The following is a 25,452-nucleotide window of genomic DNA, read 5'->3' as shown; positions in this document are numbered from 1 at the left end:
TATTCGTAATATTAAAGGTGGTTTGCCGACTGGTAATTTTAAAGCTTTATTGGGACACTCAAAAATTGAGGCAGGCGATAAAAATGGTGCAATATCAATACTATCGGCTGGCGATGACTATCTCGCAAGCTCTGCGTCAAGCACTAATCCTCGTCAATTGCGTTATGTATTTTTTGATTTTGACGCATCGAGAGTAGTTCCAACGGCTAACGAAAACAGATCTTTAAATATAGGTATGACCCCAGTCATTTATCTTGGAGTTTAGACACCTAAATAAATAACAGGTGTTAACCCCATATTAATGGGGCGATTCTCATGAGAGGTAGGGACTACTCGTGATGCGTAAAAATCAAATCCCCATGCATCCCATTCTTTTATGGGTTGAAAACCACCATTTTTCGGGTAAATTGCATATGTACCACAAAATGCACCTCTGGTATATTCGTGATGATTCGCTACAACACCTGTATCAATATGCCCCCAAATATCTCTAATTGCGTCATCTTCGGCGCTACCTACCTGTCGAGTAGTTCCATTAACTGCACGTTCAAAAAATCCCCTACCGTCAGGTGCAAATGCGGACGGTACATTGATATATTGCTGAGCATTAATGACTTTGATTGTTATTTGATGATCACGTTTATAATTATCAGATAATCGATTTAAAACCTGTCCCTGCGGTGAGTTTAGCAAATAGTTATCACCGTTTCTAAAATACCACCCGAACGGTAATTCACCAGCACGAAACGGCATTAATCGAAACTCGCCTATCGGCACAAATTCATGTATATTTGCTGTAGTTATTTGCTCTATCCAATTTTCCCAAAAGCCGCTAGTATTACTACCTCTGTAGTTCCGAATAAACTGACGACCTGATTTATAGAGTGTATATATTTGCACGCAACTTTGGTTGCCTTCTGTCAGTGTCGGCAAAACGATGAGTGAGCCTGCCTCACTAACAGGATAACCCAACTCTAATTTTGCGTTTGCATGGTTTGACTGGTAATAAACGCCTTTTGACATAGCGCCTAAGTTGCTGATATGCGTATCAGCTAAATCACCGCAGTATCTTACCAACGTTGATGGTTCAATGGCTGACGCCCAATTTTTTGCGTTATCCTCTGAAGCTTTAGCTACTTTAGCTGAATTACTTGCATTAGATTCAGACGATTTAGCCGCTATTGCACTATCTACCGCTTGTTTAGCTGACTGAATAGCATTGTCTGCGTTTTCTTTTGTTGTTACTGCATTAACATTAGATGTTGTGGCTGCATCAATTGCTGTTGCCGCTGATTTGTTAGCAGAGTTAGCAAAGTTTTTGGATTGTTCAACCAACTGTATTAGTTCTTTTTGTATTGAGTATTGAGATTTAATTGTAACAACTTGTCCGTCAGGTGCGGTTAACGTTACTTCACCCTCTCCTGTTAATACTGTCTGCCAGCCTTCCATTTGCTGTTGATAATAGTTGAACATTTCAGATATACGTAATGCTAATGTTTCAATCGATACTTTGGGAGCTGTAGGTATTTCGTATAATAACCCTGATTTAGTTTCACCATTATATGGCTTAGCCAATGTTAATTCGGTATCAGTTTGTACTGATGCAATTTCGTGTATCTCAATTGTGTTTTGTTTTTTTAGTATCAGCATTTGCCCAGCACAAATACCAATAAGTGGATTGGTCCATTTTGTCCCACTTCCAATAACTTTTTTGCTTTTTTGCTCCAGTGTTATAGAGCCTTCTTTATACCATGACATATTTTTCCTTATTTTGAAATTTCAAATTATAATGTTGCTATTAATTTTTTAATCAGATAGAAAACCGTTAGAGTTTTTCATTAAAAAAACTAGTGAATCAAAAAATAAATCATAAATAATAGTTCCTGATGCAGGCTTATTAATAGTTAGTGATATTTCAACTCGTTCACCAGCAGAAAATGGAGGAATTGGTAAAATTAAATTGTGAAATCCTATATTGCTTATGTAAAATTTATTAACTTCATAGGGATATAGATCATTAAATAAAAAACGCATATTCCCTCTTATATGCTCAAATGTATTTGGTAAGTTATTTCCTGGTATTACGATATTCCTTTTTCCGCGACGAATTTTAATTGTCTCGATAAAACATAATGTTTGCCACTCTCCAGATGCCTCAATATTCATTACATGGACTTTTTGGTTTGGGTTTGTTTCTGCAATAGTAATTTTTTTCTTAAAAAGTTTTGTCGATAGAACATTCCCTTTTATTTGATTGACATTCAAAGTACCTTTTATTTGACAATTTTCATTAATAACAACATTATCCATTTCTCCTGATGTCGCTCGTAATTTTCCAGAAATTTCAGCATTAACTGCTTTTAGCCTGCCGTTATCTCTTGATAATTGCCAACCAGATACATTGTCAATAAAATTATCAGATTGAATGACATTACTAATTTTTGCACTTGTAATTGATGCGTTTTTTATTTTTGCATCTGTTATTGTCCCATTACCTATAACAGCTTCATTAATAACAACTTGATTGCCGTGAGTGGTAAAAATTGGCTGAGGATTTCCTCCGGCAGCATTCATAATGGAAAAACGATCTTGTAAAAAGATTATATTAGACTGCATGCCTTTATCGGTATTTTCAACACCGATACTCATTCCTGCTGCATATTGCTGACCTTTACTATCTACTTTAACTTTAATGCTACGTTGGGCTGAAACTTTTCCATCCAGATTATTTACGGTTTTACTAACATCCGATATTGAGGTGGAAACGTCACCAACTTTTGTATTGATAGATTGAATTGCTTGTGCTGTTGCTGAGTTTTGATTTGTTGTAACCTGTTTAAATTGGGATAAATCACTACTAACATTACCAACTTTTGCCGTTAATGAATCAATCGATTTGCTTGTTGCTGAATTTTGTTCCGCTGTTGTTTGTCTTAATTCCGATAAATCGCTACTGACATTACCATACTTTGAATGTAATTCTTTTAGTGCAATCGATGTAGCTTCTTTTTCAGATAATAAAACAGCATTAGTTTCTTTAATTTCAGCTGATAACTTACTGTTTTCAATTCTCCTTTGTTTAGTCTCAATATCATTAGCTAATGCATTTTCAATAATAGCTTTGGCATTATCTATCGAGTTGTTAACAACATTATCAATAGAATCAACTAATGAATTCCAAGCATCGGTTTCCTTAATCTCATTAAAAATATGATCGGTTAAATCATTAGTATTAGTGCTTGATATGCCTCTAACCCAATCTGTCCAATCGCTTGTGTTACCAATTTTATCAACTAATCTAGCTCGATAAAAAAAGACTTGTCCTATCGAAAGTCCCGTTTGAGAATGACTATAACTTGGATAAGGAACATTGCTAAGAAGTAATGCATTTTCTTCATTTTCATTAGTTGAGTATTGGATTTCCGTATGACTTGTATCACCACTACCTTTTGGAAATGACCAATTTAAGTCAATTCCGAATATCACATCCTCTGAAGCAGTAAAATTTACTGGTTTTTCTGGTTTGCCAATCTTACCTTTAATCGCTGTAGCTTCTGAGTAAGCCCACGGTGAAGATGTTTCAACTGCATTGACCGCGCGCACACGAACATCGTAAACACCGGAATAAATGCCATTAACAGTAAAACTTGTACCATTAGTTTGTCCGGTATTTATCCATGTACACTTATCTTTGCGCCATTGCGCAATGTAATTTATAGCACCATCTACTTTATCCCAATTGACTTCTAGAGAGGCTACAGATAAGCCTTGTGACACATAGCTACTTTCAGAAATAACGATATTTTTAGGCGCAGATATAGTACTTGACGGTGTTACAGTTATTGGTTTAGGTTCTAATCTTACACCATTGTCAATATATTTAAACTTTTCCGGATCATGTTGAACAGCAGTAATAGTAAATTGTTGATTCTCTTTAGCTGATATGGATGTTACTCTATAATACTGAATAGCAACATTATCACTATCAATACACCAAACTGCTCCAGCAACAGGGGGAACTTTATAATTGGCTGTTACAGTAACTGTTCTTTTATCTTTACTAATTGATTTTATAGTTCGGCTTTGTGCTGTTCCGTCAGGTAAATTAATTACCAATCTATCGCCAACATCATAATCAACAGGTCTATCTAATGTAATTTTTCTACCATTAACCTCATGAATCCGTCCTCCATTTTCCTTTCCAGAACGTGATGGATCGGCAATACCGATTATGCGGGCAGGTAAAGGAATATAACCATCAAGACCTACAGAAAATGTTACAACGCCATCTTTTACATTAGAGAGTAATGCCCAGCGGCCTCGTCGCTGCGCCTCGCTTTGTGATGTACAACCAATAGCTGTTAGTTTCATTACATTTACATCATACCGACGCATTAGGTCATTATCCCAGACTGTTTCAACATCATCGCAGTAATGATTGTCTGGATTTGAATAGGCGACCAGACAAGAGGTATAACGATTTTTATAAGAGCCACCTGCATAAACAATATCACCAATAACATTAGAAGGGTGATAAATAAAATCAGGCTCATCTTGTGGCATATCTGACGTTAAATAGATTTGGTCATTACCCCAAAAAGTTATACCTCTAAATGAGGCAACCAAATCTTTTAATACTGCGTAAGCGTCGCGTTGACTTTGTATATACTCATTGCAAGTAAAACGAGGTTCTTTACCCCCTTTGCCATCAGAAACCATCTGATCGCAATATTGTCCCAGTTGATAGATAGCCCATTTATCAATCATAGAAGACTCAATTCTTGTTCCCATTCCAGCTATCTCATCACGCATTAAATAATGGGCTATCCAGGCAGGATTATTTGTGTAAGCCATCTTGAATGTACCATTCCATTCGCCAAAATATGTTCTTGATACAGGGTCATAATTGTCTGGAACTTGAACAACTTTACCTTTTAATTTACATGTTACTAATGGAACAGAGCCATTAAATTCTGACGCATCTAGCTCTACATATAACAATGCGGTGTTAGGATAACGTAATTTGTTATCAATCACTTCTGCATATGAAGAAACACCAAATGCATTCACTAGTTTACTTGATTTTGAATCTGGAGTTATTCGCCTAACACGAATTGTCCACCCTTGAATGGCATTAGGAAGATCTATACGGTGATCTCGTTGATAAGCTGATGTGGTTTTACCATCGAATTTACCATTTAATACAGTTTCAAAAGCACTACCATCAACAGATAAATCAATAGTATAATGTGTTGTCGTTCCTACCATATCGCCATTATCTCTATAACTAACATGAGATGGTAAACTAAGTTTAATTCTTACTGCATCCAACTCTAAATTGGAAAATGAACGTACCCATGGCATATCAGTTTTAACAGCAAAATTTGCTTTTAATTCATTGCTGACCTCAGGCATACCTTGAATATAATCTTGCGTTTGACTGCCATTGCGAAATTCCCAATGAACACCTTTAAAATTATACGTTCCGTCTGGATTAGCTAACGGTGTTTTATCGATAAATATGTTTTGCGCCGTTAAACTACCTTCAATTTCGCCTTCACTTAGTGCTATAAGCATTTTAAGTTTAGCGGTTGAAAGCAAGTTGTCAGGTTGCTCGTAAGGATTGTGCGGTTTTTTACTTCCACCTTTTTGACCTTCAATAATTTGCGTTTCCATGATTCACCTATTGCTGATCTTCTGTATAAATACCGGCATTAATAAATGCGCCACCGATTTCACGTTCACCAAATAATATCGGTATAGGATGACCTACCGCATCCGTATTAACCGGTGAACCAAAGGCATAATTAGGTTTATTTTCAGCACTGGAAGAAGTACCTGCATTAAATTTTGGCTGAGGAGTTAGCATTTGAACAATACCTCCGAGAGCCATACTGATACCGACACTAGCCAAAATGGACGAGGCTTCAATTGTTGCACCTAAAAGTGTTAACGACGCACCACCTGTAAAAAATGAAGCTACAATTGCTACCACGCCGATTACAACTTGAAGAAACCCTCCCCTTTTAGCACCTTGAGATACCGGCATAATCATGTAATTTCTACCAGTTGCATTGATATCAAATTCGTCAATACCGATATTTTTACCATCTACAAAAAAAGCAAACTTGATCCCTTTTAAGTGAGCGCTTGACATATATTTTTCGAAACCTTTTTTGGTTGCACATAAAGCTCTCAATAACTCTTTGATGTTTTTTACGTCATATTGATGGTTTTTACCAAATTGTTTAGCCATTGCGCCTTTAAAGGTTAAATTACTTAGCATCGAATAACTCCTTATGTCGTACAATGCGAACCGTTCTATCTCTATAATATTTTCCGTAAGGGGTGCGTGAGGATAATTGACCAAATGCATGATGAAGAAGGCGATTATCACCGATATAAATTGCGGCATGATTGGTTACGTTTGCATTCAAACGCATCATAATAATATCGCCCAGCTTGATATCGCTTAATTCAACCTCAATAAATCCCTCTGTTTGCCAATGATCTTCATAGATATTTTCTTTACCGTTTTCCCACCACTCACGGGGAACAGAATAATTCTTAAGCGTTATGTTATATTCACGCTGATAGTAATCTAAAATCAGCGACCAACAATCAGCATACCCAAGTAACCATTGTCGGCCGGTATAATCTCGATCACATCGAGGAGAAATTGTGCAGAAATCACCTTCAGGAAAAGAAACAATCCCCCACTCAATTCCCGAATAATCACATTGAATACGATCAAACTCAGATGGCACTAACATCGGTGAATCTGGGTGGGAATGGATAATCATAATAATTTCACCTTGTTCTTCAGCTTTCAACTGTTCATCAGGGGAAATTTGAAAATGTTCTTTAGGATTATCTGATATATTTTTACAAGGAATAAATTTTTGTGTTTTACCTGTATCAACAATCAACCCACAGGCTTCATTTGGATACTCTTTTTCAGCATGTTTAATAATTGCATTAAATAATCTCTGTCGCATATTACTTACCTTGAAGATTGGCTGCAGGAAAACCACCAAATGGAAGAGGATTATTACCATGCCTTGCTTTGCAATCTTTTAATAAACCACCACATTCATCTTTTGCGGGATCATCTGTCGGTATTCCATCTTTAGTAAAATATTTATCACCAGTATAATCACAACCATTACCACTTCGATACCAACCACGCATACACCAAGTACAAACTGTAGTTATCTGACGGGTAGGAAGTTGTAAATTTTGTATATCAAATGGAGAGCAAAGTTCAAATTTGATTACTTCTTTAGTTTCTTCTTTCTTTTTATTAATAAAGAAAAGCTGAACTCGTTCTTGAAGAGGATCAGCATGAGGGTTGCCATCAAGCCAATTGCAATCATCAAGATACTTAGCCATTGTTGTGTGAATTTTAACTTTAGCTTGTACTAAATCTTCATAATCAAGACAAAGTTTGGTCACTTTGCCATCAATATTACCTATGGATAATTCTGGCGTTGGTTGAGATCCAGTACTACTTAACTCAATACCACTTAATTCGTACGGAAAAGGAAAATATTCGTGACCTTGCCAATGAATAGATGGCATATTTTCATAAATAAAAGATGCCCAACCTTTCAATGGTATGTTATGAGCATGAAATCTTAAAACTTCATTAAGTCCAAATTTAGAGCCATCAACTTCTATGAGTTGTATTAGTTGATTTCCTTCAAGAGCTTGTAAATCTTGAGTTATAGACATTTATTTTCTCCAGACATAAAAAAACCGCTGAATAGCGGTTTATGGCGAATAACTTCTATTTTCTCTTAAAAGTTAAATTTTTTTTTAAAACTTATTAACTCAGATATAAATAAATCATGATTAATTTTCTTATTAAGACATTATATTCATCAAAAATAAGCTTAAAAGTTAGAAATATATTATTTTACATTAAAATACTTACGGTCGACGAAAATGATTGCACAAACTGAAAGGATAGTGAGATAACATTTTTACTAAGAAATTCCGATGTGATAGAGTTATTTACAACTCGGTAAAATTTTTCTTCGCCATACGGATTAGTCCACAAAAAAGATTCAATAATGTGCGAATTTAGAAATGCCCTAACTTTCGCTACTTCTTCAAGATTTCCAGTGTAGGTTAGTTCCCATGACTCACTATTATTATTAATTCCATTAGCGAATAATTGCTTATAGCCATCGCCAAAACTAATTTCATTAATATTTGACGAATCTGAGCCCTTAGGATGCCCCATTGTTCGCCATTCGAATTTATCAATTTCCATTATTTATCACCTATTTAACAAAATGTACAAATCACCGCCAGGTGATGTGGATCTTTGTAAAGCTTCGCCTATATTTTTTTGAATAATTGGCTTAATCTGAGCTTCAAGTGCATTCTGATTAATATTGCCAGCTTGCGGTTGTGAAGAATTATTGGACTGCATATTAATTGCAACGCTTGTATTTACATTAACTGAATTTGATGGACTACTTGATTTACCAACAAAAGCAACTGGCAAAGCGTGACCAACATTAACGTATCCACCATCAGCATATCCGTGCTGTGCTTCTCTCATTAGTGCATATAAATTTGCTACACCAATGCGTTTAGTCGATTCTTTAGTGAACACAAATTCACCTTTATGCACAATACCTGCAGGGGTATATTTATTACCATTGCCAGTATAACCACCAGGTTCATTGTTATAACCAACACCACCACCTTTAGCGTAACCATGAATTAGCCCACCGCTATAGGCTTGTTGTAGCCCACCAGTAGCAGCACCTGCACCGCCTCCGGCACCACCACCCAGCCACCCCATCGCAGATTGAATTGCTTTAGCTAATAATAATTTATTAATAATTTCAATAATATTTGTTAAAATTGATTTAGTTAATGATTTAAAGTCCGTTTTACCAGTAGTCACTAATTCAGTTAATGAACGACTAACCGATCCCATAGCATTGCTGGCGATGTCACGAAATCCATTAAATACATTTAAACCATTCTCAGCAAATTCATTTATACCTAATTTTAAGCCAGCAAACCAATCACCTTCATGCTGATCTTCCAATTGCCAACTTTGTTCAAGTGCCTGCTTAGCTTTAGTATATTCTTCTGTAATTTTTGCTACTTCGGTTGGATCTTTGATTTTTTCTAGATCACCTTCTTCTTTTTTATCTAATTGGATAAGTTCATTTGCTCTGTTTGACTGTTTTGAAGTCATCCCGAAAGTAGCTTGTTTTATTTCCGATTGAGAAACTATATTTGCCGTATATTCGCGTATCTGTTGCAGAGCCTTGATAGACGCTTGATATTGTTCAATCTCTTCGCTAAGAGCAGCATTTTTTTCTTGTTGAGCTAACAATGCTTCTTTATGCCCTAAAATATACTTCTCTTGTGCGGTAAGTTTACTTTTATCACTTTGGTTTTCTAAAGTTTCGATTTGAGCTTGTAGTTCAAAGTATTTTTGACGCTCAGATGTCATTGTGTTGAGCGTTGAAGATTGTTCTCGTAAAGTATTAAGTTGATTTATCAAGCTTATTTCTTGTTGTTGCGAAGTTTGAAGAATATTGGATGTAGATGATGATCTACCTTCTTTGAGGTGTCGAGCATATATTGCATTTGCGGTATCATTAATTTTCTGTTTTGAGGCATAATACGGGCTATTCTCGTCATACATTTTATTATTTTCTATTGCTGCCTCTTTCATCTCAGCAATTTCCATGTCCGCTCTTTGTCGAGGTGTCATTGTCATTTGAGAGTATTTATAAAACGGGCTCTTTTTGGGGTCGATTTTTTCCTCTAAATCTTTTGATTCACTTAAGCGCTTAATCTCGCCTGCAGCTCCATTTGCTTTATTTGCTATTTCTTTCAGTTTACGGATAAGTGTATCTAGACCGTCTGAAGGGTTATTTGTATTATTGTACAACGTGCTTAATTCGTTAATAAGTCTATTGATTTTTTCTGCCGCTTTTATTGAATCTGTTTCAGATTGTATATCAGCCATCAGCTCAAGAATACTTTGAGCTTGCTCTTTTGTTGTACCAAAGTAAATCGCATAGTTATTTATTTTTGCTTTTATGTCAGTCATGCTTCTTTTAGTAAGCGCGTCTGTTGAATCAAGCATAGAATTTAAATCTTTGCCGCTCGCTTTAATTTCCTGAATCGCTGTCAGTACCTCATTTAATCCAGTTTTTCCTTTAAGCGAGCCTAGTTTCATTGCGCTTTCAAAGCCTGCTTGCTCAATTCCCTTTAATCCATCCTGCAACTCTTTTTTCGCACTTGATACTAGTGTTTTTAGGTCTTTTTCACTTGACTTGAGTTCTGCTTTAGCGAGTTCACGATTGTTTTTCAACAATTTCATCATTTCGTCAGACAGAAAAAATTCTCCGGTCTGCTTATCTTGTGACATAACAGTATTCAAGTGCTCTTGAGCTGCCGCTAATTGCTCTGTCGCGCTTTCCGTTTCAAATAATTTTGGTATCATATTACCAAACAGACCAATCACAGCAGAAATACCAATATTGAGAGGATTTAATGAGGTTAATAGTGTGCTAAATGTATTTCCTACTCCATTTTGCATAACCATAGACATTAAAGATGTCTGAAATCCTGAAAAATCACCTTTCATTATTTGTAGATACATTGAAGCTGTTTGTGTGGTAGCAGTTCTTGTTGCATCTTCGAAAGATTTAGTTGCTGTTGATGCTCTAGTTACTTTTTTAAAATATACGTCTGCTGAATATCCCGCCCCTAATTGTGCTGATTGATATTTTAGCATTTGTTCTTTAGACAAATCCTGAGCTGCTGCTTGGGCTTTTAGTTGGTTGGAATAACTAATTTTAACATTACTAGCATTTTGTTCGGCACTTGCTACTTCTTTATGTTTAAGCGCTACATCAACCAATAATTGTTTATAGTTGTTAATATCAAGATTTCCCGACTTATATGATGCTCCTAATTGTGCAGTGATTTTTTTCAACTCTTTTGAGGATGCACTTGAATTTTTTAAACTGTCAATTTGCAGTCTAAAGCTTGTATAGAGTTTGTCTCCGGAATCAGCTAGTTGTTTTCGGGAAAGTGCAAGTTTTCTCGCTTCATCTGCTGCTTGTCGGGTTGCTTTGGCACTTTTAATCGCATTTTGATAAACCCGTTCAAAGTCCCTCAGTTCTTCAGCTGTAACAGTTGATGCTCGTTTTTTTGCCGCTGTTAGATCATCTGTCGCTGCGGCTGCATTTCTCGCTTTTTTGCTGAATTCATCTAATTTTCTATTCGCTTCTTCAACACTTTGAGTATTAATTTTTAGTGTTAATGATTTAATTTCTTCTGCCATTTTTTCTCCAGATAATAAAAAACCCACTAACAGTGGGTTATTATGATTTGTTCATTATTTTAGCTTTAAGTTATTCTTTGATTTATTGGCAAACCAATCGTTGATATTTTAGTATTATCATTTAAATTCATCCGTTATGACCTTTATTTTTATTAATCAGCAGAGATTTATCTGATAAATGTTAAGATTTTATGAGTAAAAGGTATTAATACTAAAATACAAACTATCAAAATGCGCTTATTCTTTGTTTAGAGTATGTTGTGTGATTTTTCAAATGAACATGTTTTTTGATATAAGGCTTTCGAAAATCAAATATCTTCACTCTAGGAGCTTATTTATCATCTAGCTCTTTAATGTAGTTCATTCAATAATAAAAATAGAATTTTTATTCATTAATTCTTTTTACCTATGTTTATATTAAAAACACCACTTCGATTCCAATCATTAAAGTACTTTTTGCAGATAATAATTTTTCTTTTTCTGCTCCTTATCTAATAATTCAATAAATTTAATTTAAATATAAAAATATAAATTAGAGTTTTACATAGAAAATAATTTAGCTAGTTTGTTTCAAATTTTAATCTAGATGATTGTCAATAAATTGAACAAAAATTTTGAGAAACGTTTTTCAACATTGCGTATGCATTAATAATGATTTAAATAATAACTATATTAACCAAAATATTTATAGTATCTAAATTTCAAATCTATATTCATGATACTTAAATAGTTGATTGAATGAATTTATATAGTCTAGTATTAAATAGAAACAAGCTGAAATTGGCATAAAATTAATTAATACTATAATTGAATTTTTACTATTTGAATCAGCAAATTCTGAAAAATTAAACATAATAATCACTAAACATTTATTACTTGATTTGAATGAAAACTTCAATATGTTTGTTTATTTTCAATAGTTTAGGTGCGTAATGCACCTTGTACTATTTTTATAGATTATTTTTTATTTCGATTTGTGCATTATTTTTAACGCCTCGCTTTCCATTATTTGAATATCATTAAAAATAGTTTCGCTTTCTGCAATATTATTAATCTTCATAACCCATGGCATACAGTTGTAATCAAGACCTAATATTCCACTCATGCTCGTTCGCCACTGAGTAGACATGGCTTTAAATAACTTGAAAGCATCCAAATTATCTTGCCATATTTCTACATATTCTTCATCGTAATCCGATTCAGTTAGCCCAAAAGCCGCCAACTCGTGTTTTGACGGCTCAGGGGTATATAGTGCAGTAACGAGCGCTATTAGTTTTTTTCTCTAACGCCAAAAAATTCGCTAGAATAAGTTTTAATAATTGCTGCCCCTGATGCTGGATAATTTTGAAGAAGTATATCCAAATTTTCCTCATTAAACTCTTCTTCTAAACTCCAACCACAAGCTATTTTCAACAGAAAATCAATTACTGGCTTGCCTTCAAGTTCTTTTTCAATATCGGTTAGTTCTTTAAGAACATGGTGTTTGAATGTAAATTCAATTTTGCCATCTTCCAATCCTGCACGCGGAATTAAAACTTCACATTTAAAGGTTGGTTCAGCTACCAATTTAAATTTGGCCATTAATATTATCCTTATTTATTTTTGTAAAAAGTGATTGCTGGTGATTCAACGGTCATACTGATTTTTACCGTTTCAATCTCATTAATTGTAGAGGTTGGTGTAGGATCAAATGAAATACGTACAGCGTCATAACGTGTTTCTTTTGCTTTAGGCACATACATTTTCATAGCGACAACATCATTAGTACGATCTAATTCCTCTAATAATGCATAAATAGGCAGAGAACTGTCATGAGCAATGGTAAAACTTTTGCTTTTAGCTGATTTGATGGTCGGTAATTGTCGTTCTGCATCGTCATCTAAAAACTGAATTTGAGTAAATTGTTGTTCACCGCCTTCAGTTGCAACTTCTTTGACTTGCGGTAATCGCTCCCATGCAGTAATTTTGGTTAAAGTACCCTTACCTTCTCCCTCTGGAAATGATTTTGTATCATTTGTATTAATATTACCAAGTGTAACATCCATATTGTTAACTTTAATCACTTTCGCAACTGCGTTGTTAATTTTTGACCATCCTGAGGTGATAATAACTTCATCACCAGCCACAAGACCATGATCAGTTTTTAATGTAACAACAGCGTCTTTAGCGTTTGAGATAATCTCAAACGCTAATTCTGTGTCTTTTGATTTTTGTACGTAAACACTTGAACCGTTAGGTAATGCAAATCCCATAATTATTTCTCCTAATTAAATTAATATGTCAGCACGGTAATTCATGCTAATTGGTATTGTATAAGTGCTTTTTTCCTTAACTGCTGGATAAGCACTTGGTATTGAATTGATGTAAAGTGAAAAGTGATCTTGTTTTAATTCAAGATCTAAAGGAAAGTGTTCGATAATCGCATCAACAATTGTATGAACACTTTCTATACCGGTATTGATCGGCGTAACAACGCTAACCTGAAAAACACCTTTATAAGTTCTTAATTTGCCTTCTAAATCAAAATTAGTTGTGATGCTAGGCAAAATATTGCAGATAAGGTAGATTTCATTTTCAGGTTTAACTTCAATGTTCTCGTAAACAACTTGCAAATTTTCTTGAGTAGCAAAGGTTTGCAGATGTTCTTCGAGTAAGTGGGCTATTTTTGATATCATGTTTTAATCTCCATTGTGGCTTTATAAAAATTAACTTGAGCATTTAGAGTTGCAACCCTCGTCATGCCTTTTTCATATCGGCTATTTGAATTGAGGTATTGTCAATCTTTATCTAGTTGCAGTTGATATTAGTAATTCATGGCAAATCGATTATTTGGTAAAGAAAAAGGATAACGTCTAACATCGAAATGGTGATCGAATTACACTTTTTACATGATATTTCACTCCATAATTGGTAAGCAGTTTTGAAACCGTATTAAATAAACGATCGTAAAAAGTCATCATTAAGTTTCTCTCTGCAATGCTATAGAAAAGTATTCACATATGGCCCCCTTAATGTTGTTTTAATGGTTGTATAAGATCTGAAACCTGTTTTATTTACAGCATAAATTATCGATAATATTCAAAATATTGATGTTTATTAGACTAGTTCTATTAATGAACTTGAATTCAAATAAGCTGGAAAAGTGTTAATAGAATCTATTTTATATAACCCTTTAACACTTATTTCTAAATATTCCTAAATCAGGATCGTCATTATGAATGACCTAAATTGTAAAATTGATTACAGTGTGTTCTTGTAGCGATTTAAGTTAAATTTTTTTAATTTTAAGCACAAAAAAACCGCAATTAAGCGGTTATGTAAATTTTATATAAAAACCTTTAAATTTTAGATTACTAGATAATCGAAAATTACTATTTATTTATTAATCTAATAGAGCTTTTATCTTGATTGCATCTTTCAATAACATTCAAGAGATGTTCGTTATATTTCACACTGTCACCGAATGTCATTTTTTCAGGCGGTAGTTTGGGCAAGCAATCACTGAGCAGATTTGCTGGGATTGGCTGACTCACGTAAACTTTTCGCTCTGTTGTACATGCTGCCAGAGATAGGCATAGGAATAAGCCGATTAGCACAATCATTATCTTTGAGTTGTTCATTGATTTGCTCCTGACGTGAAATAGATTGATTTTCTAGTTCATGTTTTGATAACTCGTTGTCAGTAATAATCTGATTATTTTTAATAATTTTTTGTTGCAATTGTTGCATCTGAGATGATAATTCAGTCATTTGCTGTTTTGCAGTTTGTTCATCTTCAAAACATTGATAAGCAAAATAAATGCTAAATATGACGATAATCAATAATGCTATCGGGGATAGCTTATAAATTTGTTTTAATTTATCCATTAGACTATCCCATTCACGTAAACCGTTTTACCGCTATTTTTGATTGCTGTTAAAACAATTTGTCGATTATAGTTTGGGCTAAAACCGATATGCACCCATTGGTTATGTTCCTGGATTAACTTATCAAACTGAACACCGGTATCAATTAAACGCTGGCAAATTTCTTTAGGTGTGCCATAAGCACAATGGAAATCAACAGCCAAGCCTTTGGTATGAGCGCTAGTTGATACGCCACCCACCCGGGCATTTAATAACGGGCAACGATAACCAGAAGTAATCATTATTGGAAAACCTAACACTTTTCTAACTAACTCTAATTTGTTAGCTGTCAGTTGAATATTTGCCATTAACTCATCTGGCACTCGATTATCTATTCTTAATCTGCTTGCAATGTTTGAATGGGTAAATTCTTCAAGTGTAAAATGTTCTGTTAGTTTCATTGTTCTCCAGCACTCCTTTTCATTCGTTCGGCAATGACTTTGATCATCTCTGCACCCAACCACCCCGCAGACCCTGCCATACATCCTGTGAATTCAGCACTAAACTGTAGTGCTATTGATAATAAAATAGTCAGTGCGCCGGCAAACATAGAAACAATTAATTGGCATATAGCTATCTTTATCCCTACTGCTTTACCGTTAATGATATCAAATGCAGTTTTCGCAATAGAGCCTAGAGCAGCCATACCTAATGTCATTAGCCAATATAGCCAATTCGTAGGATCACTGTTTTGCATATGTTTAATCTTCATAGAAAGCCTCCATTTTGAGGCAATTAATTGAAATGACAGCATAAAAGTAATCTTTTGTTGTAATTGTGATTAACTTTGTTGTCGATACTGTGAAACCGCAGAATTGAGGATTTGATAAAAAAGCAATTAAACGGCTGATTTATTGAAAAGGTTCATCAAAAAATTATCTTTTCAGATAGTTTACAAAGTAATAAATTACATTTTAAAGAATTAAAATATAAATTAATTTTATCTTTTAAAAGGTTTCTTTTCCCAGCGTTTCGCAAGCATTCAAATTTTTGGTCTAGATTATCTCGCTTTTCAATACGCGGAATGTATTCTACTAGCGATTTCGGTATTTTTCATATTTGCATTATTTATGAATACTGCATGTGTTTGTATATAGTTTACTCAAAAGCTTTATTACGAACTTTTCAAGCAATAAACTCATAACAATTTAATATCATTAATTAGATATTCAGGTGGGAAAAAACAGACATTTTGATGTAATTTAACTAATATATAGAATAACTCTTTGAGAACAATTACCTGTCAATCAATATAAAAGTTGAATAATATAGTATAAAAAAAGCCCAAATATTAATTTGGGCTTTTTGTTTAATGCACATTAAACTGCATTATTTACATATTATGCATTTAAACGTTTAAATAGTCAAGTCTTAGATGTTTAAAAATTAAAATATTTTTCTCTACGTTAAACATTATGCTGTTTTTGAAAATAATTGGATAATATGACCACGTATAAAACATTCTGCAGCAAGTAATATTTTTGTAATTTCAGTTGTTTGCTTACCTAAAAGTTTTGCTTGTTTGCTGCATGATATTCCGCGAAGGTAAAAAGACGTCAATATTGCCCAATATTCTATATTATCAGCTCTAAGTGTTAAAACCGCATTATCAACAACTTCTACTTCTTCTTCGGTTAAATACTGACGATAATCGAAATCGTTGGACGCACCAGCAAAACCTGATGATTTTGACGGATATTCAGTACCTATTCGCTTTAAAATACGTGTATTTTTCCATGCAATTAAAATATCTTTAGTTTCTCTCACTGCGCACCTCTGATTCTCTTATATAAATGTCAATACTACTGTTTTTAATTAAAATATAACTAGCTCTCATAATATTTTTAGTATTTGTTAACCTCATAAATTCAGTTACATAATTAACTTAACGTGTTTTTTTATTAATTTAATTAGTTTGCTCATGATTTATATTTTTCTCTGTTCAGGTAAAATTTACCGCAAGAAGCATCCATATCACCATTTACTGTTGTTAACTTCCTTGCACAAACAAATAAATTTATATCCATGTTATAAAAACAATCCCCTTTACACTCTGGGCATCTAAATCCTGTCGGAATTAATTTGTTTCTTGTCGGCATCTTTCACCTTATTTAAATCAAATCTGTTTATTTTTTCTCTACGTTGTTCATATAATTGTGCTAATTGATTCTCAATTTCAGCTATAAGATGATCTATTTTTTCCAATTGTTTCATTTTTATTTTTCCTCTTCTCTTGATAATTCATTTACTATTTTTTTGTTAAAAACTAATGATCACCGCTCCATCATTAACAAACTTAATACTCTTTTCTCTCTGAATGGTTGAGCTGATCAAATCAGTTTTGAGATAATTTTTTTATTCCTTGATTTATCTTTAATAAATAACAATGTCGATATAAGCAAACAGCTAACACCTACTTTTGATCGGCCAATAATACTATTCACAATAATTAATAATTTGATTAACATTTGTCTTGCCATCTGTGAATCTTGATTAAATACTGACATAACCTGTTTTTAACATTTGTTTAATGTTGGCGATGTGTGACATGCTCTTATCAGATACGCTTTGTTCGTATTTATACTCGATCATGGAAATAGTATTTTCTGGTTTCGGCAGATAATAATTAGCCCTTTCTTTAGTTAATAAACCGGTAAATACAGCGTGATTAATAGCGTCAACTCGCCTTGATTTATCATTACCAAGAGATACAAAGAACTCTATAGGACGGCAATACATCATTGATTCATTTACTAATCGCTCGTAAGCCTCAATAAATGTTCGTCTAGCACCGATTTTGTCACCATTACAATAAACAATTTCCGCCTGAGACCATGCTTTGGCTATTTCGTTTGTCCATACAACAGTGTTAGTTTCATCGCTTGCAAGTATCGCTATTGACCAGGCTTCATCTGGAGATAAATGATTACCAGCTCCACCCATTAATTTAATCAAATCAGCCGGTTTTGGCATAAATTCACTTTTACGAACCCAAACATTAGCGGCTTTACGCAATGATTCAATCGGATATTGCCCTACTGTTGACCAGTAAATATTAACTTTGGTAGTGCTTGCTTGTTGTCCATAAAGCTCAAGCAATCCACCAATAACAGCTAAAAACTCATCTGTAATTTTTGCCATGATTACCCCCTCATACTCTCTAGAACCGCCCGGTTACGTTCGGCAAGTGTCATAAAATTAGCTTTGTTGTTTGGACTAGCACGTTGATATTTACCAGCATTACGTAACCAGTTATTAAATGCAGCGTTCCAATCAATGTATTTTTTCCCGTTAGCCAAGCAATAGTCTTTAAATTTTATAAATTCGTTATCTAAATTGATATTTTCGTTAACTGCTATATCTTGATGATTAGTTGTTGGTTCAAAATCATCAGGAATTTGACATGCTCGTTTTTGCTTTTGCGACTTAGCCACAATAATATCTGTAGTAATCTTTGTAGTAGTCTTTGTCGTAATCTCTTGATCTAACGAACTTGATTTTGTAGCCATCTCGGCATCTACAATGTCGAGTTCGAGATAAGTACTGTTTATATCTCGTGGTAACTCAATCATAAATTTGGCGAAATTCCTTAAAACTTTATTCACTTTTTCATTATTAATTTTGTAATAAGTTTTATGTTGTAGGCGCTTTTCAGTAACAATTAAAACACCTCTTTCACATAACTTTTTAATTGCCGTTCTTTGTTCGTTATGGCTTAGACCTGTTTCATCTTCTAATTCATCACGCGTCTTATATACACCTAAATCAGAAGTCGCTTTGTCCTGCCAATAAAATAGTTGTGAAAAAAGAATGGCTGAACTAATCCCACCCAAAGGTTTAGCCAACTTTGGATAGTAGGCAATGGGGTTACCCATTGTTAGAAGATAATCGGTTGCTTTCAATTTACACCTCTAATCGAATACTCAGCGTACTGAACACCATTCTCATGAACTAAACGACTATCAATGTCAAATCCAGGTTTCTTTAGATCATAAATACGAGCACTTAATCTAAAACAACCATATAAATTTAATGCTTGGACTGGACTAATTGATTTTCCAGTTTGTAAATGGATCAATATTTTTTCGCATTGGCTTAGTGTTTTTTTATTGTTTAGCATCTTTATCATTACCTTAAATATTTGACGTGCCGTAATACAACCATTCAACAGAACAATTCAAAGCATTTGCTATCTCGACAATATTTCTTGGTTTTTCAATATTACCAGCCTCTAAATCACTTATTGATTGTTGTTTCATTCCAACTAATTCAGCCAATGACGCTTGGCTAATATTAAGTTCGATTCTTTTCTTCTTAACTCTTTCTCCGATTGTCATTTAAACCTCAACATAAAATACAGTTATAACTGTATTAAATAACAGTTTATTCTGTTTGTCAATTACAGATTTATCTGTATTATTTTATTAATCATAAAGGGAGACTTTTAAAATGAATAATCTCGGTCAAAGAATTAGGGCTAGACGCGAAGAATTGGGATTAACCCAAGAACAAGTTGCTGCGCAAATAGGAATTAAACAGCAATCTTATCAAGCAATAGAAAGTGGTAATGTAAAAAAACCTCGCCATTTATATGAAATATCTATCGCTTTAAAATGCGATATGGCATGGTTATTAAGTGGAAAAGATAAAGATGTAATAAACGTAGAAAAAATAGAAGTTCACGCCCATCAAGTCCCATTAATAAGCTATGTACAAGCTGGAGTATGGACTGAGTCGTGTGAGCTTAGGGATTCAACAGGGTTTGAGTATATTATGACATCATTAGAATTATCAAATAAAGCATTTGCACTAAAAATAAAAGGCGATTCAATGGAGCCAGAATTTAAAGAAGGTGATGTTGTTATTATCGATCCAGCTATAAAACCATTTCCAGGTGAATTTGTAGTAGCTGTAAATGGAGATGAAGAGGCAACTTTTAAAAAGTATCGTGAATTAGGATATGACGAGCATGAAAGAATGCAGTTTGAACTCATACCACTCAATCCAGACTACACAACTATGAGCACTTTAAAACAACAGATAAGAATAATTGGTACCATGGTGGAGCATAGAATATTTAGACGTAAAAGATAATAAAAAGGCATTTATCTGAAATTAAAAATAGAATAACTTAGAAAATTATTAGCTCAACAGTAATTGATACACCAAAGCTAATCATAAAAACAAAACTAATATAATTTATTAACTAAATTTCTCGGTGATTTTTTACGTAACCATTTAATTTTCACAATAGTATTCTAAACATATCTTTGAATTAAAAGTGAATTAATGTAGTTTTAATTCTATATTTTATTGGAGATGTCTTCTTTTTTATCTAAAACTTGAACTATATTTAATGAATATTTCAATGCAAATAAATGGAATACCTAAAGCAAAAAATTATTATGTTTTAGCTAATATTCCGTATAGCCAAGAAGATCATGTTCGGTATAAAGATGCTTTCATGCATATAATGAAGGATATGAATTTACATTATCCATAGTTAAATCTGCGTAATAAAATAAAAATAAGTTTAAGGCCTATTTGGGGCTTTTTTTATACCTAAAATTTCTTGATATCTTATTTAAGAATTAAGCATGTATAACACTTAAAGTTCAAAAAATAACCGATTAGTTTGAATACAGTTTTGGAACAGTTTTAACTGTTTACTTAAAACAGTTAAAACTGTATAATCAATTTCATCGAAACAAATCAATCTGTAAAAAATCAAAATAGATTACTAATTACTATCTCTAAAGTAATTAAAGCTTTTCTAGTTATTAGACTTGATTTTGAAAAATTTCTGATACAGGAAAGGGAACATTTAACATTGTCTTTCTCACTTTTAATAGTTTTTATAGGATTAAAAAAATGAATTATAAAGAATGGAAACGGGAATATTTAGAGCTTTTAACTGAAGTTATAAAAAATCATAAATATTCAGAATATTATAATAATGAGTTCATTGAAGAGCTTGCTAACGAATTATTAATGCGTGGCTATTTTGACGAGGATTATGGACATTGGCAAGTCACCCCCGCTGAACAGGCAATTAAAGAAAGTTTTGAACTGTAGTTAAATGATAATTCTGAGACATACACAATGACTAATAAAGATTTTGTCAAAGTGAAAACCAAAGATCGGTTTCATAATGATTATCAACTATCAGATAGCGAAATTAAGTTTGCCCTATTTTGCACTTTTATTGTTGCATTAAGTAGCATGTTTGGTTTGTTTTATTGGATTTTGCAAATAGCAACGAGGTGATTTATGTCGTTACAAAGAGTGGTAGAAAATTGGCATGAAAATGCATATTGCAGAATGATGAACAACTTCGAGAAGCAAGATGCCCGTGATGATTGGATAGAGAGTCGCGCTGAAGAGCTAATCAGAAATTTTGCTAATGATAATGACTGGCAAATTATAGAGTTATTAAAAATAAAATTAGAAAGCAAAAACATTGATGCAGAGATATACAATCAATTTATTGTTGATATTTGCTATTCGCAAGCTGAATTTGATTTTAATAAAAATTTTATATAAACAAAATATACTTTAAAAAAGTACTTAAATCCTCTTATTTAAGTGATGTTGAGACAATTGAACTGATCAATATAACTATAGATTAGTTGCTAGATCTACCTTGCGTATCATAATAGTGATAACTTTTACATTTTTAGCAGGATATTAGTCTTTAAAATAAAGGAATAATTTTATAAATTGTTTAATATCAATTTGTAAAATGGTGGCCCCTACTGGACTTGAACCAGTGACCAATCGATTATGAGTCGACTGCTCTGACCAACTGAGCTAAGGGGCCATGTTTTGATGTGCTACTAACTTAGTAGGGTTGCGATTATAATAGAGTTAAAATTAATTTGCTACAATTAATTAACTAAATAGGTTGATTTGGTTAATTATTAAGCTGACATTTGTCATAATAGCATCATTTATAATAAGCGATATTTTTTAATCAATTATCCTGATACAATGTTTTATATTATCATTACTCATGTTCGTTTATTGGTTGAGGAAATATTATGTCTATCAAAAAAACTCTTTTTATTAGTGCTGCGCTGTCAATGACTTTATTTTTAAATGGTTGTAGTAGTTCAGATTATCAAGCTACCTCAGCTGGTCGCCAAGTTCAATTTATTGATACTAAACCAGCAGAGACCTGTCAATTTATTGGTAAAGCTGAAGGTCGTCGCAGTACTTTCTTTTCTGGCTTAAAAACGCATAGTGAATTAATCCGTGATGCAGCAACTGATTTAATGAATAAGGCTGCAGCTATGGGTGGTAACGTAATTTATAATGCACAAGATGCATCTTTACAATATGTTTCTGATATTGCCCCAACAGATGCTGTTATGGTTGGTGAAGTTTTCAGCTGTAAATAGCTAATCAGCAAATAAAAAAAGGGATATATTGATATCCCTTTTTAGTAAAATTTACCAAAATAATTAGCCATTTTGCTTTTCAAACTGTTGCATAAATTCAATAAGGTATTTGACACCTTCAATTTCCATTGCATTGTAAATTGATGCGCGCATTCCGCCTGCAATTCGGTGACCTTTAATGCCAATAATATTCGCTTGAGTAGCCTCACTAACAAACTTTTTATCTAGTTCTTCATTTGGCGATAAAAAGGTTACATTCATAATGGAACGATTGTTTACCGCTACAGTATTGCGGTAAAAATCAGACTGATCAATAAATTGATAAAGTAATTGTGCTTTTGCTTGATTTCGTTGTTGCATCGCACTTAAGCCACCTAAACTCTTAATCCATTTGAAGACTAAACCTGACATATACCAAGCAAAAGTTGGTGGAGTATTAAACATTGAATCATGATCTAATAATATTTTGTAATCAAGTACCGAAGGTAAGACTTTTTGCGCATAACCAATCAGATCTTCACGAACAATGACAATAGTAATTCCTGATGGGCCGATATTTTTCTGTGCACCGGCATAAATAATACCGTAACGCTTAACATCGATAGGTTGTGATAAAATACAAGAAGATAAATCTGCTACGACAATTTTATCGGCAAAGTCAGGTTGTTCAAATATTTCAACGCCATCAATGGTTTCATTGGGACAATAATGAACATAAGCACTGTTATCGCTTAATTGCCATTCAGACATTGGTTTGATCGAGGTTATTCCTGCATTTTTGATAACGACATTTTGCTCAATTACATTACAATATTTTGCCGCTTCTTTCGCTGCACACTGACTCCAATAGCCACTATTGATGTAATCAGCGTGAGTATTATTAGCTAAAATATTTAATGGTACAGCAGCAAACTGAGCTCTAGCTCCACCTTGGCAAAATAAGATTTTATAATTTTCTGGTACATTTAAAAGATCACGAAGGTCATTAGTTGCTTCAATCGCACATGCATCAAATTCTTTACCTCGATGACTTAGTTCCATCACCGATGCACCGGTGTTTTGCCAATTTAATAATTCAGCTTGTACTTGCTTTAAAACATCCGCCGGTAGTTTGGCTGGGCCTGCACTAAAATTATAACTTTTACTCATTGCGATTCACTTTCATCCATCAAAAAATAGAAAATCTATTTTTACACTCTATGAACCAATATACAATCAGATTTTTAGCAAAAAATTTTGAGGAACGGGGTTTTTGAAGCATAAAAATACCGACAATAGTCGGCATTTGTCGCAAAGAAAATGAAATTTAAAGAGCTAGTTGCTGTTTAGCGTTTTCGATGGCGAATTTTACTTGTTGCGGTGATACACCACCTTTTGCAGATCGTTTCGCTAAGCAAGATTCTAAAGATAATATAGAATAAACATCATCCTCAATGACTTGGCTGTATTGTTTTAATTCATCTATAGTTAGCTCTTCTAATGCTTTTTGTTTCGCAATCGCTCCTACTACCGCCTCACCAACAATATGGTGCGCTTGTCTAAATGGAATGCCTTTAGCCACAAGATAATCAGCAAGTTCTGTCGCATTAGAATAACCTTGTTTAGCAGCACTTTGACAATTTTGGTAATTGATTTTTATATCTTCAAGTACTAATACCGCCATATCTAAACACGCTTGCCAACTGTCAAGTGCATCAAATAAGTGCTCTTTATCTTCTTGTAGATCTTTATTATATGCCAGAGGTAATCCTTTAAATGTGACTAATGCTCCTGTTAATGCGCCAACCACTCGCCCTGCTTTACCGCGAATTAATTCTAATGCATCTGGATTTTTTTTCTGCGGCATTAATGAAGATCCTGAAGTAACGCGGTCAGATAATTCAACGAAGTCCGCTTCACCACTATTAAAAATAATTAAATCTTCAGCAAAACGTGATAAATGAACCATACCGATTGATGCATTATTGAGTAGTTCAAGCACATGATCCCTATCAGACACCGTATCCAAGCTATTATTGGTTGCAGTTGCGAAACCTAACCAGTTGGCTAACATATCACGATCCATAGGATAAGCTGTACCAGCTAAAGCACCACAGCCTAAAGGACTAACATCCAAGCGTTTTAGAGTATCTTGTAAACGACTTTCATCACGCGTTAACATTTCATAATACGCTAAACACCAATGCGCAAAAGTTATTGGTTGAGCACGTTGTAAGTGAGTATAACCAGGCATAACCGCATCTTGATGTTGTTCTGCAGTTAACACCAGTGTTTTACGTAATTGATTGATAGCAGAGATAAGATGAGCAATTTCATCTTTACACCATAATTTTAGATCGGTGGTTGACTGATCATTACGACTGCGACCTGTATGAAGTTTTTTACCTAAATCACCGACTTTTTCTATTAGTTTTTGTTCTACCCAACTATGAATATCTTCAGCGTCACTTTGTAAGATCTGCTGCGGATCTTGTCGTACCGAACTCAATAATTCATTTAACGCTTGTTCTAACTGTTGTTGTTCATCATGAGATAAAACGTTCACAGTGACCAATGCTTTCGACCATGCAATTGATCCAATGATATCTTGCTCTGCAAGCCGATAGTCAAAGCGCAGAGAATCATTAAAGTGTTTAAATCTTTGATCTGCTGCTTGGCTAAAACGCCCACCCCATAACGCCATAATCACCTCAAATGTTTTATTTCAAATCAATCTTAAACGATTAAAAATTAATCGTTTTTTTAATAATTTTAATGATAAGTTTATCTATAACGATATTACCGAAAAATATATACAGACCTAAGTCTGTATAT

At 33.7% G+C, this 25,452-nt stretch carries 29 protein-coding genes and 1 tRNA gene; 6 read left to right on the top strand and 24 right to left on the bottom strand.

What is annotated here, in order from left to right:
- Positions 1 to 22: 22 nt before the first annotated feature.
- Positions 23 to 265: a hypothetical protein gene (locus RAM17_RS06750; protein WP_306239675.1), complete on the top strand. Its 243-nt coding sequence runs from the start codon at positions 23 to 25 to the stop codon at positions 263 to 265.
- On the opposite strand, the gene RAM17_RS06745 is transcribed toward RAM17_RS06750, so the two are convergent.
- The 21 genes from RAM17_RS06745 to RAM17_RS06650 form a co-directional block, all read right to left on the bottom strand.
- Positions 262 to 1,758 (bottom strand): pyocin knob domain-containing protein, encoded by a 1,497-nt coding sequence (locus RAM17_RS06745; RefSeq protein WP_306239673.1) that lies wholly within the window; start codon positions 1,756 to 1,758, stop codon positions 262 to 264. The two genes, RAM17_RS06750 and RAM17_RS06745, sit on opposite strands and share 4 nt — an antisense overlap.
- A 48-nt stretch (positions 1,759 to 1,806) precedes the next feature.
- Complete coding sequence (gene gpJ / locus RAM17_RS06740) at positions 1,807 to 5,676, bottom strand: TipJ family phage tail tip protein (protein WP_110447934.1); 3,870 nt, start codon at positions 5,674 to 5,676, stop codon at positions 1,807 to 1,809.
- 7 nt (positions 5,677 to 5,683) lie between these two features.
- The gene (locus RAM17_RS06735) at positions 5,684 to 6,286 is read right to left on the bottom strand and encodes a tail assembly protein (protein ID WP_086364524.1); all 603 of its coding nucleotides are present in this window, start codon (positions 6,284 to 6,286) and stop codon (positions 5,684 to 5,686) included.
- Positions 6,276 to 6,998 (bottom strand): C40 family peptidase, encoded by a 723-nt coding sequence (locus RAM17_RS06730; RefSeq protein WP_086364525.1) that lies wholly within the window; start codon positions 6,996 to 6,998, stop codon positions 6,276 to 6,278. The genes RAM17_RS06735 and RAM17_RS06730 overlap by 11 nt, the downstream gene beginning before the upstream one ends.
- Position 6,999: 1 nt before the next feature.
- Complete coding sequence (locus RAM17_RS06725; protein ID WP_110447935.1) at positions 7,000 to 7,734, bottom strand: phage minor tail protein L; 735 nt, start codon at positions 7,732 to 7,734, stop codon at positions 7,000 to 7,002.
- Between the two features lie 184 nt (positions 7,735 to 7,918).
- Positions 7,919 to 8,278, bottom strand: a complete 360-nt coding sequence (locus tag RAM17_RS06720) for a phage tail protein (protein ID WP_086364675.1) — start codon at positions 8,276 to 8,278, stop codon at positions 7,919 to 7,921.
- Between the two features lie 6 nt (positions 8,279 to 8,284).
- The gene (locus tag RAM17_RS06715) at positions 8,285 to 11,332 is read right to left on the bottom strand and encodes a phage tail tape measure protein (protein WP_110447936.1); all 3,048 of its coding nucleotides are present in this window, start codon (positions 11,330 to 11,332) and stop codon (positions 8,285 to 8,287) included.
- Between the two features lie 964 nt (positions 11,333 to 12,296).
- On the bottom strand, positions 12,297 to 12,554 hold the full coding sequence (locus tag RAM17_RS06710; RefSeq protein WP_086364664.1) for a DUF1799 domain-containing protein: 258 nt from the start codon (positions 12,552 to 12,554) through the stop codon (positions 12,297 to 12,299).
- A 47-nt stretch (positions 12,555 to 12,601) separates the two neighbouring features.
- Positions 12,602 to 12,913: a phage tail assembly chaperone gene (locus RAM17_RS06705; RefSeq protein WP_086364663.1), complete on the bottom strand. Its 312-nt coding sequence runs from the start codon at positions 12,911 to 12,913 to the stop codon at positions 12,602 to 12,604.
- Between the two features lie 11 nt (positions 12,914 to 12,924).
- The gene (locus RAM17_RS06700) at positions 12,925 to 13,584 is read right to left on the bottom strand and encodes a phage tail protein (protein WP_086364662.1); all 660 of its coding nucleotides are present in this window, start codon (positions 13,582 to 13,584) and stop codon (positions 12,925 to 12,927) included.
- 15 nt (positions 13,585 to 13,599) lie between these two features.
- Entirely contained in the window at positions 13,600 to 14,007 is a 408-nt protein-coding gene (locus RAM17_RS06695; RefSeq protein WP_086364661.1) for a phage tail terminator-like protein, read from the bottom strand.
- A gap of 696 nt (positions 14,008 to 14,703) precedes the next feature.
- Positions 14,704 to 14,934 carry an Rz1-like lysis system protein LysC gene (lysC, locus tag RAM17_RS12680; protein ID WP_444848748.1) on the bottom strand — a complete coding sequence of 77 codons (231 nt, stop codon included), beginning with the start codon at positions 14,932 to 14,934 and terminating at the stop codon, positions 14,704 to 14,706.
- Positions 14,831 to 15,199, bottom strand: coding sequence for a hypothetical protein (locus RAM17_RS06690; protein WP_110447937.1), 369 nt, complete (start codon positions 15,197 to 15,199; stop codon positions 14,831 to 14,833). The genes lysC and RAM17_RS06690 overlap by 104 nt, the downstream gene beginning before the upstream one ends.
- Positions 15,199 to 15,639 carry a D-Ala-D-Ala carboxypeptidase family metallohydrolase gene (locus tag RAM17_RS06685; RefSeq protein ID WP_110447938.1) on the bottom strand — a complete coding sequence of 147 codons (441 nt, stop codon included), beginning with the start codon at positions 15,637 to 15,639 and terminating at the stop codon, positions 15,199 to 15,201. Before RAM17_RS06685 ends, RAM17_RS06690 begins: the two co-directional genes overlap by 1 nt.
- Positions 15,636 to 15,950 carry a phage holin family protein gene (locus RAM17_RS06680; RefSeq protein WP_086364658.1) on the bottom strand — a complete coding sequence of 105 codons (315 nt, stop codon included), beginning with the start codon at positions 15,948 to 15,950 and terminating at the stop codon, positions 15,636 to 15,638. The genes RAM17_RS06685 and RAM17_RS06680 overlap by 4 nt, the downstream gene beginning before the upstream one ends.
- Positions 15,951 to 16,651: 701 nt before the next feature.
- Positions 16,652 to 17,005 carry an antiterminator Q family protein gene (locus RAM17_RS06675; protein WP_086364630.1) on the bottom strand — a complete coding sequence of 118 codons (354 nt, stop codon included), beginning with the start codon at positions 17,003 to 17,005 and terminating at the stop codon, positions 16,652 to 16,654.
- 294 nt (positions 17,006 to 17,299) lie between these two features.
- Positions 17,300 to 17,452 carry a hypothetical protein gene (locus tag RAM17_RS06670; protein ID WP_181414666.1) on the bottom strand — a complete coding sequence of 51 codons (153 nt, stop codon included), beginning with the start codon at positions 17,450 to 17,452 and terminating at the stop codon, positions 17,300 to 17,302.
- 279 nt (positions 17,453 to 17,731) lie between these two features.
- Positions 17,732 to 18,379, bottom strand: coding sequence for a hypothetical protein (locus RAM17_RS06665; RefSeq protein WP_110447940.1), 648 nt, complete (start codon positions 18,377 to 18,379; stop codon positions 17,732 to 17,734).
- Between the two features lie 2 nt (positions 18,380 to 18,381).
- Positions 18,382 to 19,140: a hypothetical protein gene (locus RAM17_RS06660; protein ID WP_110447941.1), complete on the bottom strand. Its 759-nt coding sequence runs from the start codon at positions 19,138 to 19,140 to the stop codon at positions 18,382 to 18,384.
- The gene (locus tag RAM17_RS06655) at positions 19,137 to 19,358 is read right to left on the bottom strand and encodes a helix-turn-helix domain-containing protein (RefSeq protein WP_110447942.1); all 222 of its coding nucleotides are present in this window, start codon (positions 19,356 to 19,358) and stop codon (positions 19,137 to 19,139) included. The genes RAM17_RS06660 and RAM17_RS06655 overlap by 4 nt, the downstream gene beginning before the upstream one ends.
- Positions 19,359 to 19,371: 13 nt before the next feature.
- On the bottom strand, positions 19,372 to 19,575 hold the full coding sequence (locus RAM17_RS06650) for a helix-turn-helix domain-containing protein (RefSeq protein WP_086364626.1): 204 nt from the start codon (positions 19,573 to 19,575) through the stop codon (positions 19,372 to 19,374).
- A gap of 112 nt (positions 19,576 to 19,687) precedes the next feature.
- On the opposite strand from RAM17_RS06650, the gene RAM17_RS06645 reads away from it, so the two are divergent.
- The 4 genes from RAM17_RS06645 (at position 19,688) to RAM17_RS06630 (ending at position 21,781) form a co-directional block, all read left to right on the top strand.
- Positions 19,688 to 20,332, top strand: coding sequence for a LexA family protein (locus RAM17_RS06645; RefSeq protein WP_110447943.1), 645 nt, complete (start codon positions 19,688 to 19,690; stop codon positions 20,330 to 20,332).
- Positions 20,333 to 20,606: 274 nt separating this feature from the next.
- Positions 20,607 to 20,741: a hypothetical protein gene (locus tag RAM17_RS06640; RefSeq protein WP_255518841.1), complete on the top strand. Its 135-nt coding sequence runs from the start codon at positions 20,607 to 20,609 to the stop codon at positions 20,739 to 20,741.
- A 368-nt stretch (positions 20,742 to 21,109) separates the two neighbouring features.
- Positions 21,110 to 21,313 carry a hypothetical protein gene (locus tag RAM17_RS06635; protein ID WP_110447944.1) on the top strand — a complete coding sequence of 68 codons (204 nt, stop codon included), beginning with the start codon at positions 21,110 to 21,112 and terminating at the stop codon, positions 21,311 to 21,313.
- Between the two features lie 195 nt (positions 21,314 to 21,508).
- On the top strand, positions 21,509 to 21,781 hold the full coding sequence (locus tag RAM17_RS06630; protein WP_110447945.1) for a hypothetical protein: 273 nt from the start codon (positions 21,509 to 21,511) through the stop codon (positions 21,779 to 21,781).
- A gap of 200 nt (positions 21,782 to 21,981) precedes the next feature.
- Here RAM17_RS06630 and RAM17_RS06625 read toward each other — a convergent pair.
- Positions 21,982 to 22,058, bottom strand: a tRNA-Ile gene (locus RAM17_RS06625).
- Between the two features lie 220 nt (positions 22,059 to 22,278).
- Between RAM17_RS06625 and RAM17_RS06620 the strand changes: the two genes are divergently transcribed.
- Positions 22,279 to 22,638 carry a DUF4156 domain-containing protein gene (locus RAM17_RS06620; protein ID WP_110447946.1) on the top strand — a complete coding sequence of 120 codons (360 nt, stop codon included), beginning with the start codon at positions 22,279 to 22,281 and terminating at the stop codon, positions 22,636 to 22,638.
- A 63-nt stretch (positions 22,639 to 22,701) separates the two neighbouring features.
- Here the strand turns inward: RAM17_RS06620 and serC are convergent, their stop codons facing one another.
- Positions 22,702 to 23,787 carry a 3-phosphoserine/phosphohydroxythreonine transaminase gene (gene serC / locus RAM17_RS06615; protein WP_110447947.1) on the bottom strand — a complete coding sequence of 362 codons (1,086 nt, stop codon included), beginning with the start codon at positions 23,785 to 23,787 and terminating at the stop codon, positions 22,702 to 22,704.
- 157 nt (positions 23,788 to 23,944) lie between these two features.
- Positions 23,945 to 25,321 (bottom strand): argininosuccinate lyase, encoded by a 1,377-nt coding sequence (argH, locus tag RAM17_RS06610; protein ID WP_110447948.1) that lies wholly within the window; start codon positions 25,319 to 25,321, stop codon positions 23,945 to 23,947.
- Positions 25,322 to 25,452 lie beyond the last annotated feature (131 nt).

It is taken from the genome of Gilliamella apis (assembly GCF_030758615.1).
Taxonomy (GTDB): domain Bacteria; phylum Pseudomonadota; class Gammaproteobacteria; order Enterobacterales; family Orbaceae; genus Gilliamella; species Gilliamella apis_A.
This window is presented reverse-complemented; position numbering and strand designations above follow the sequence as displayed.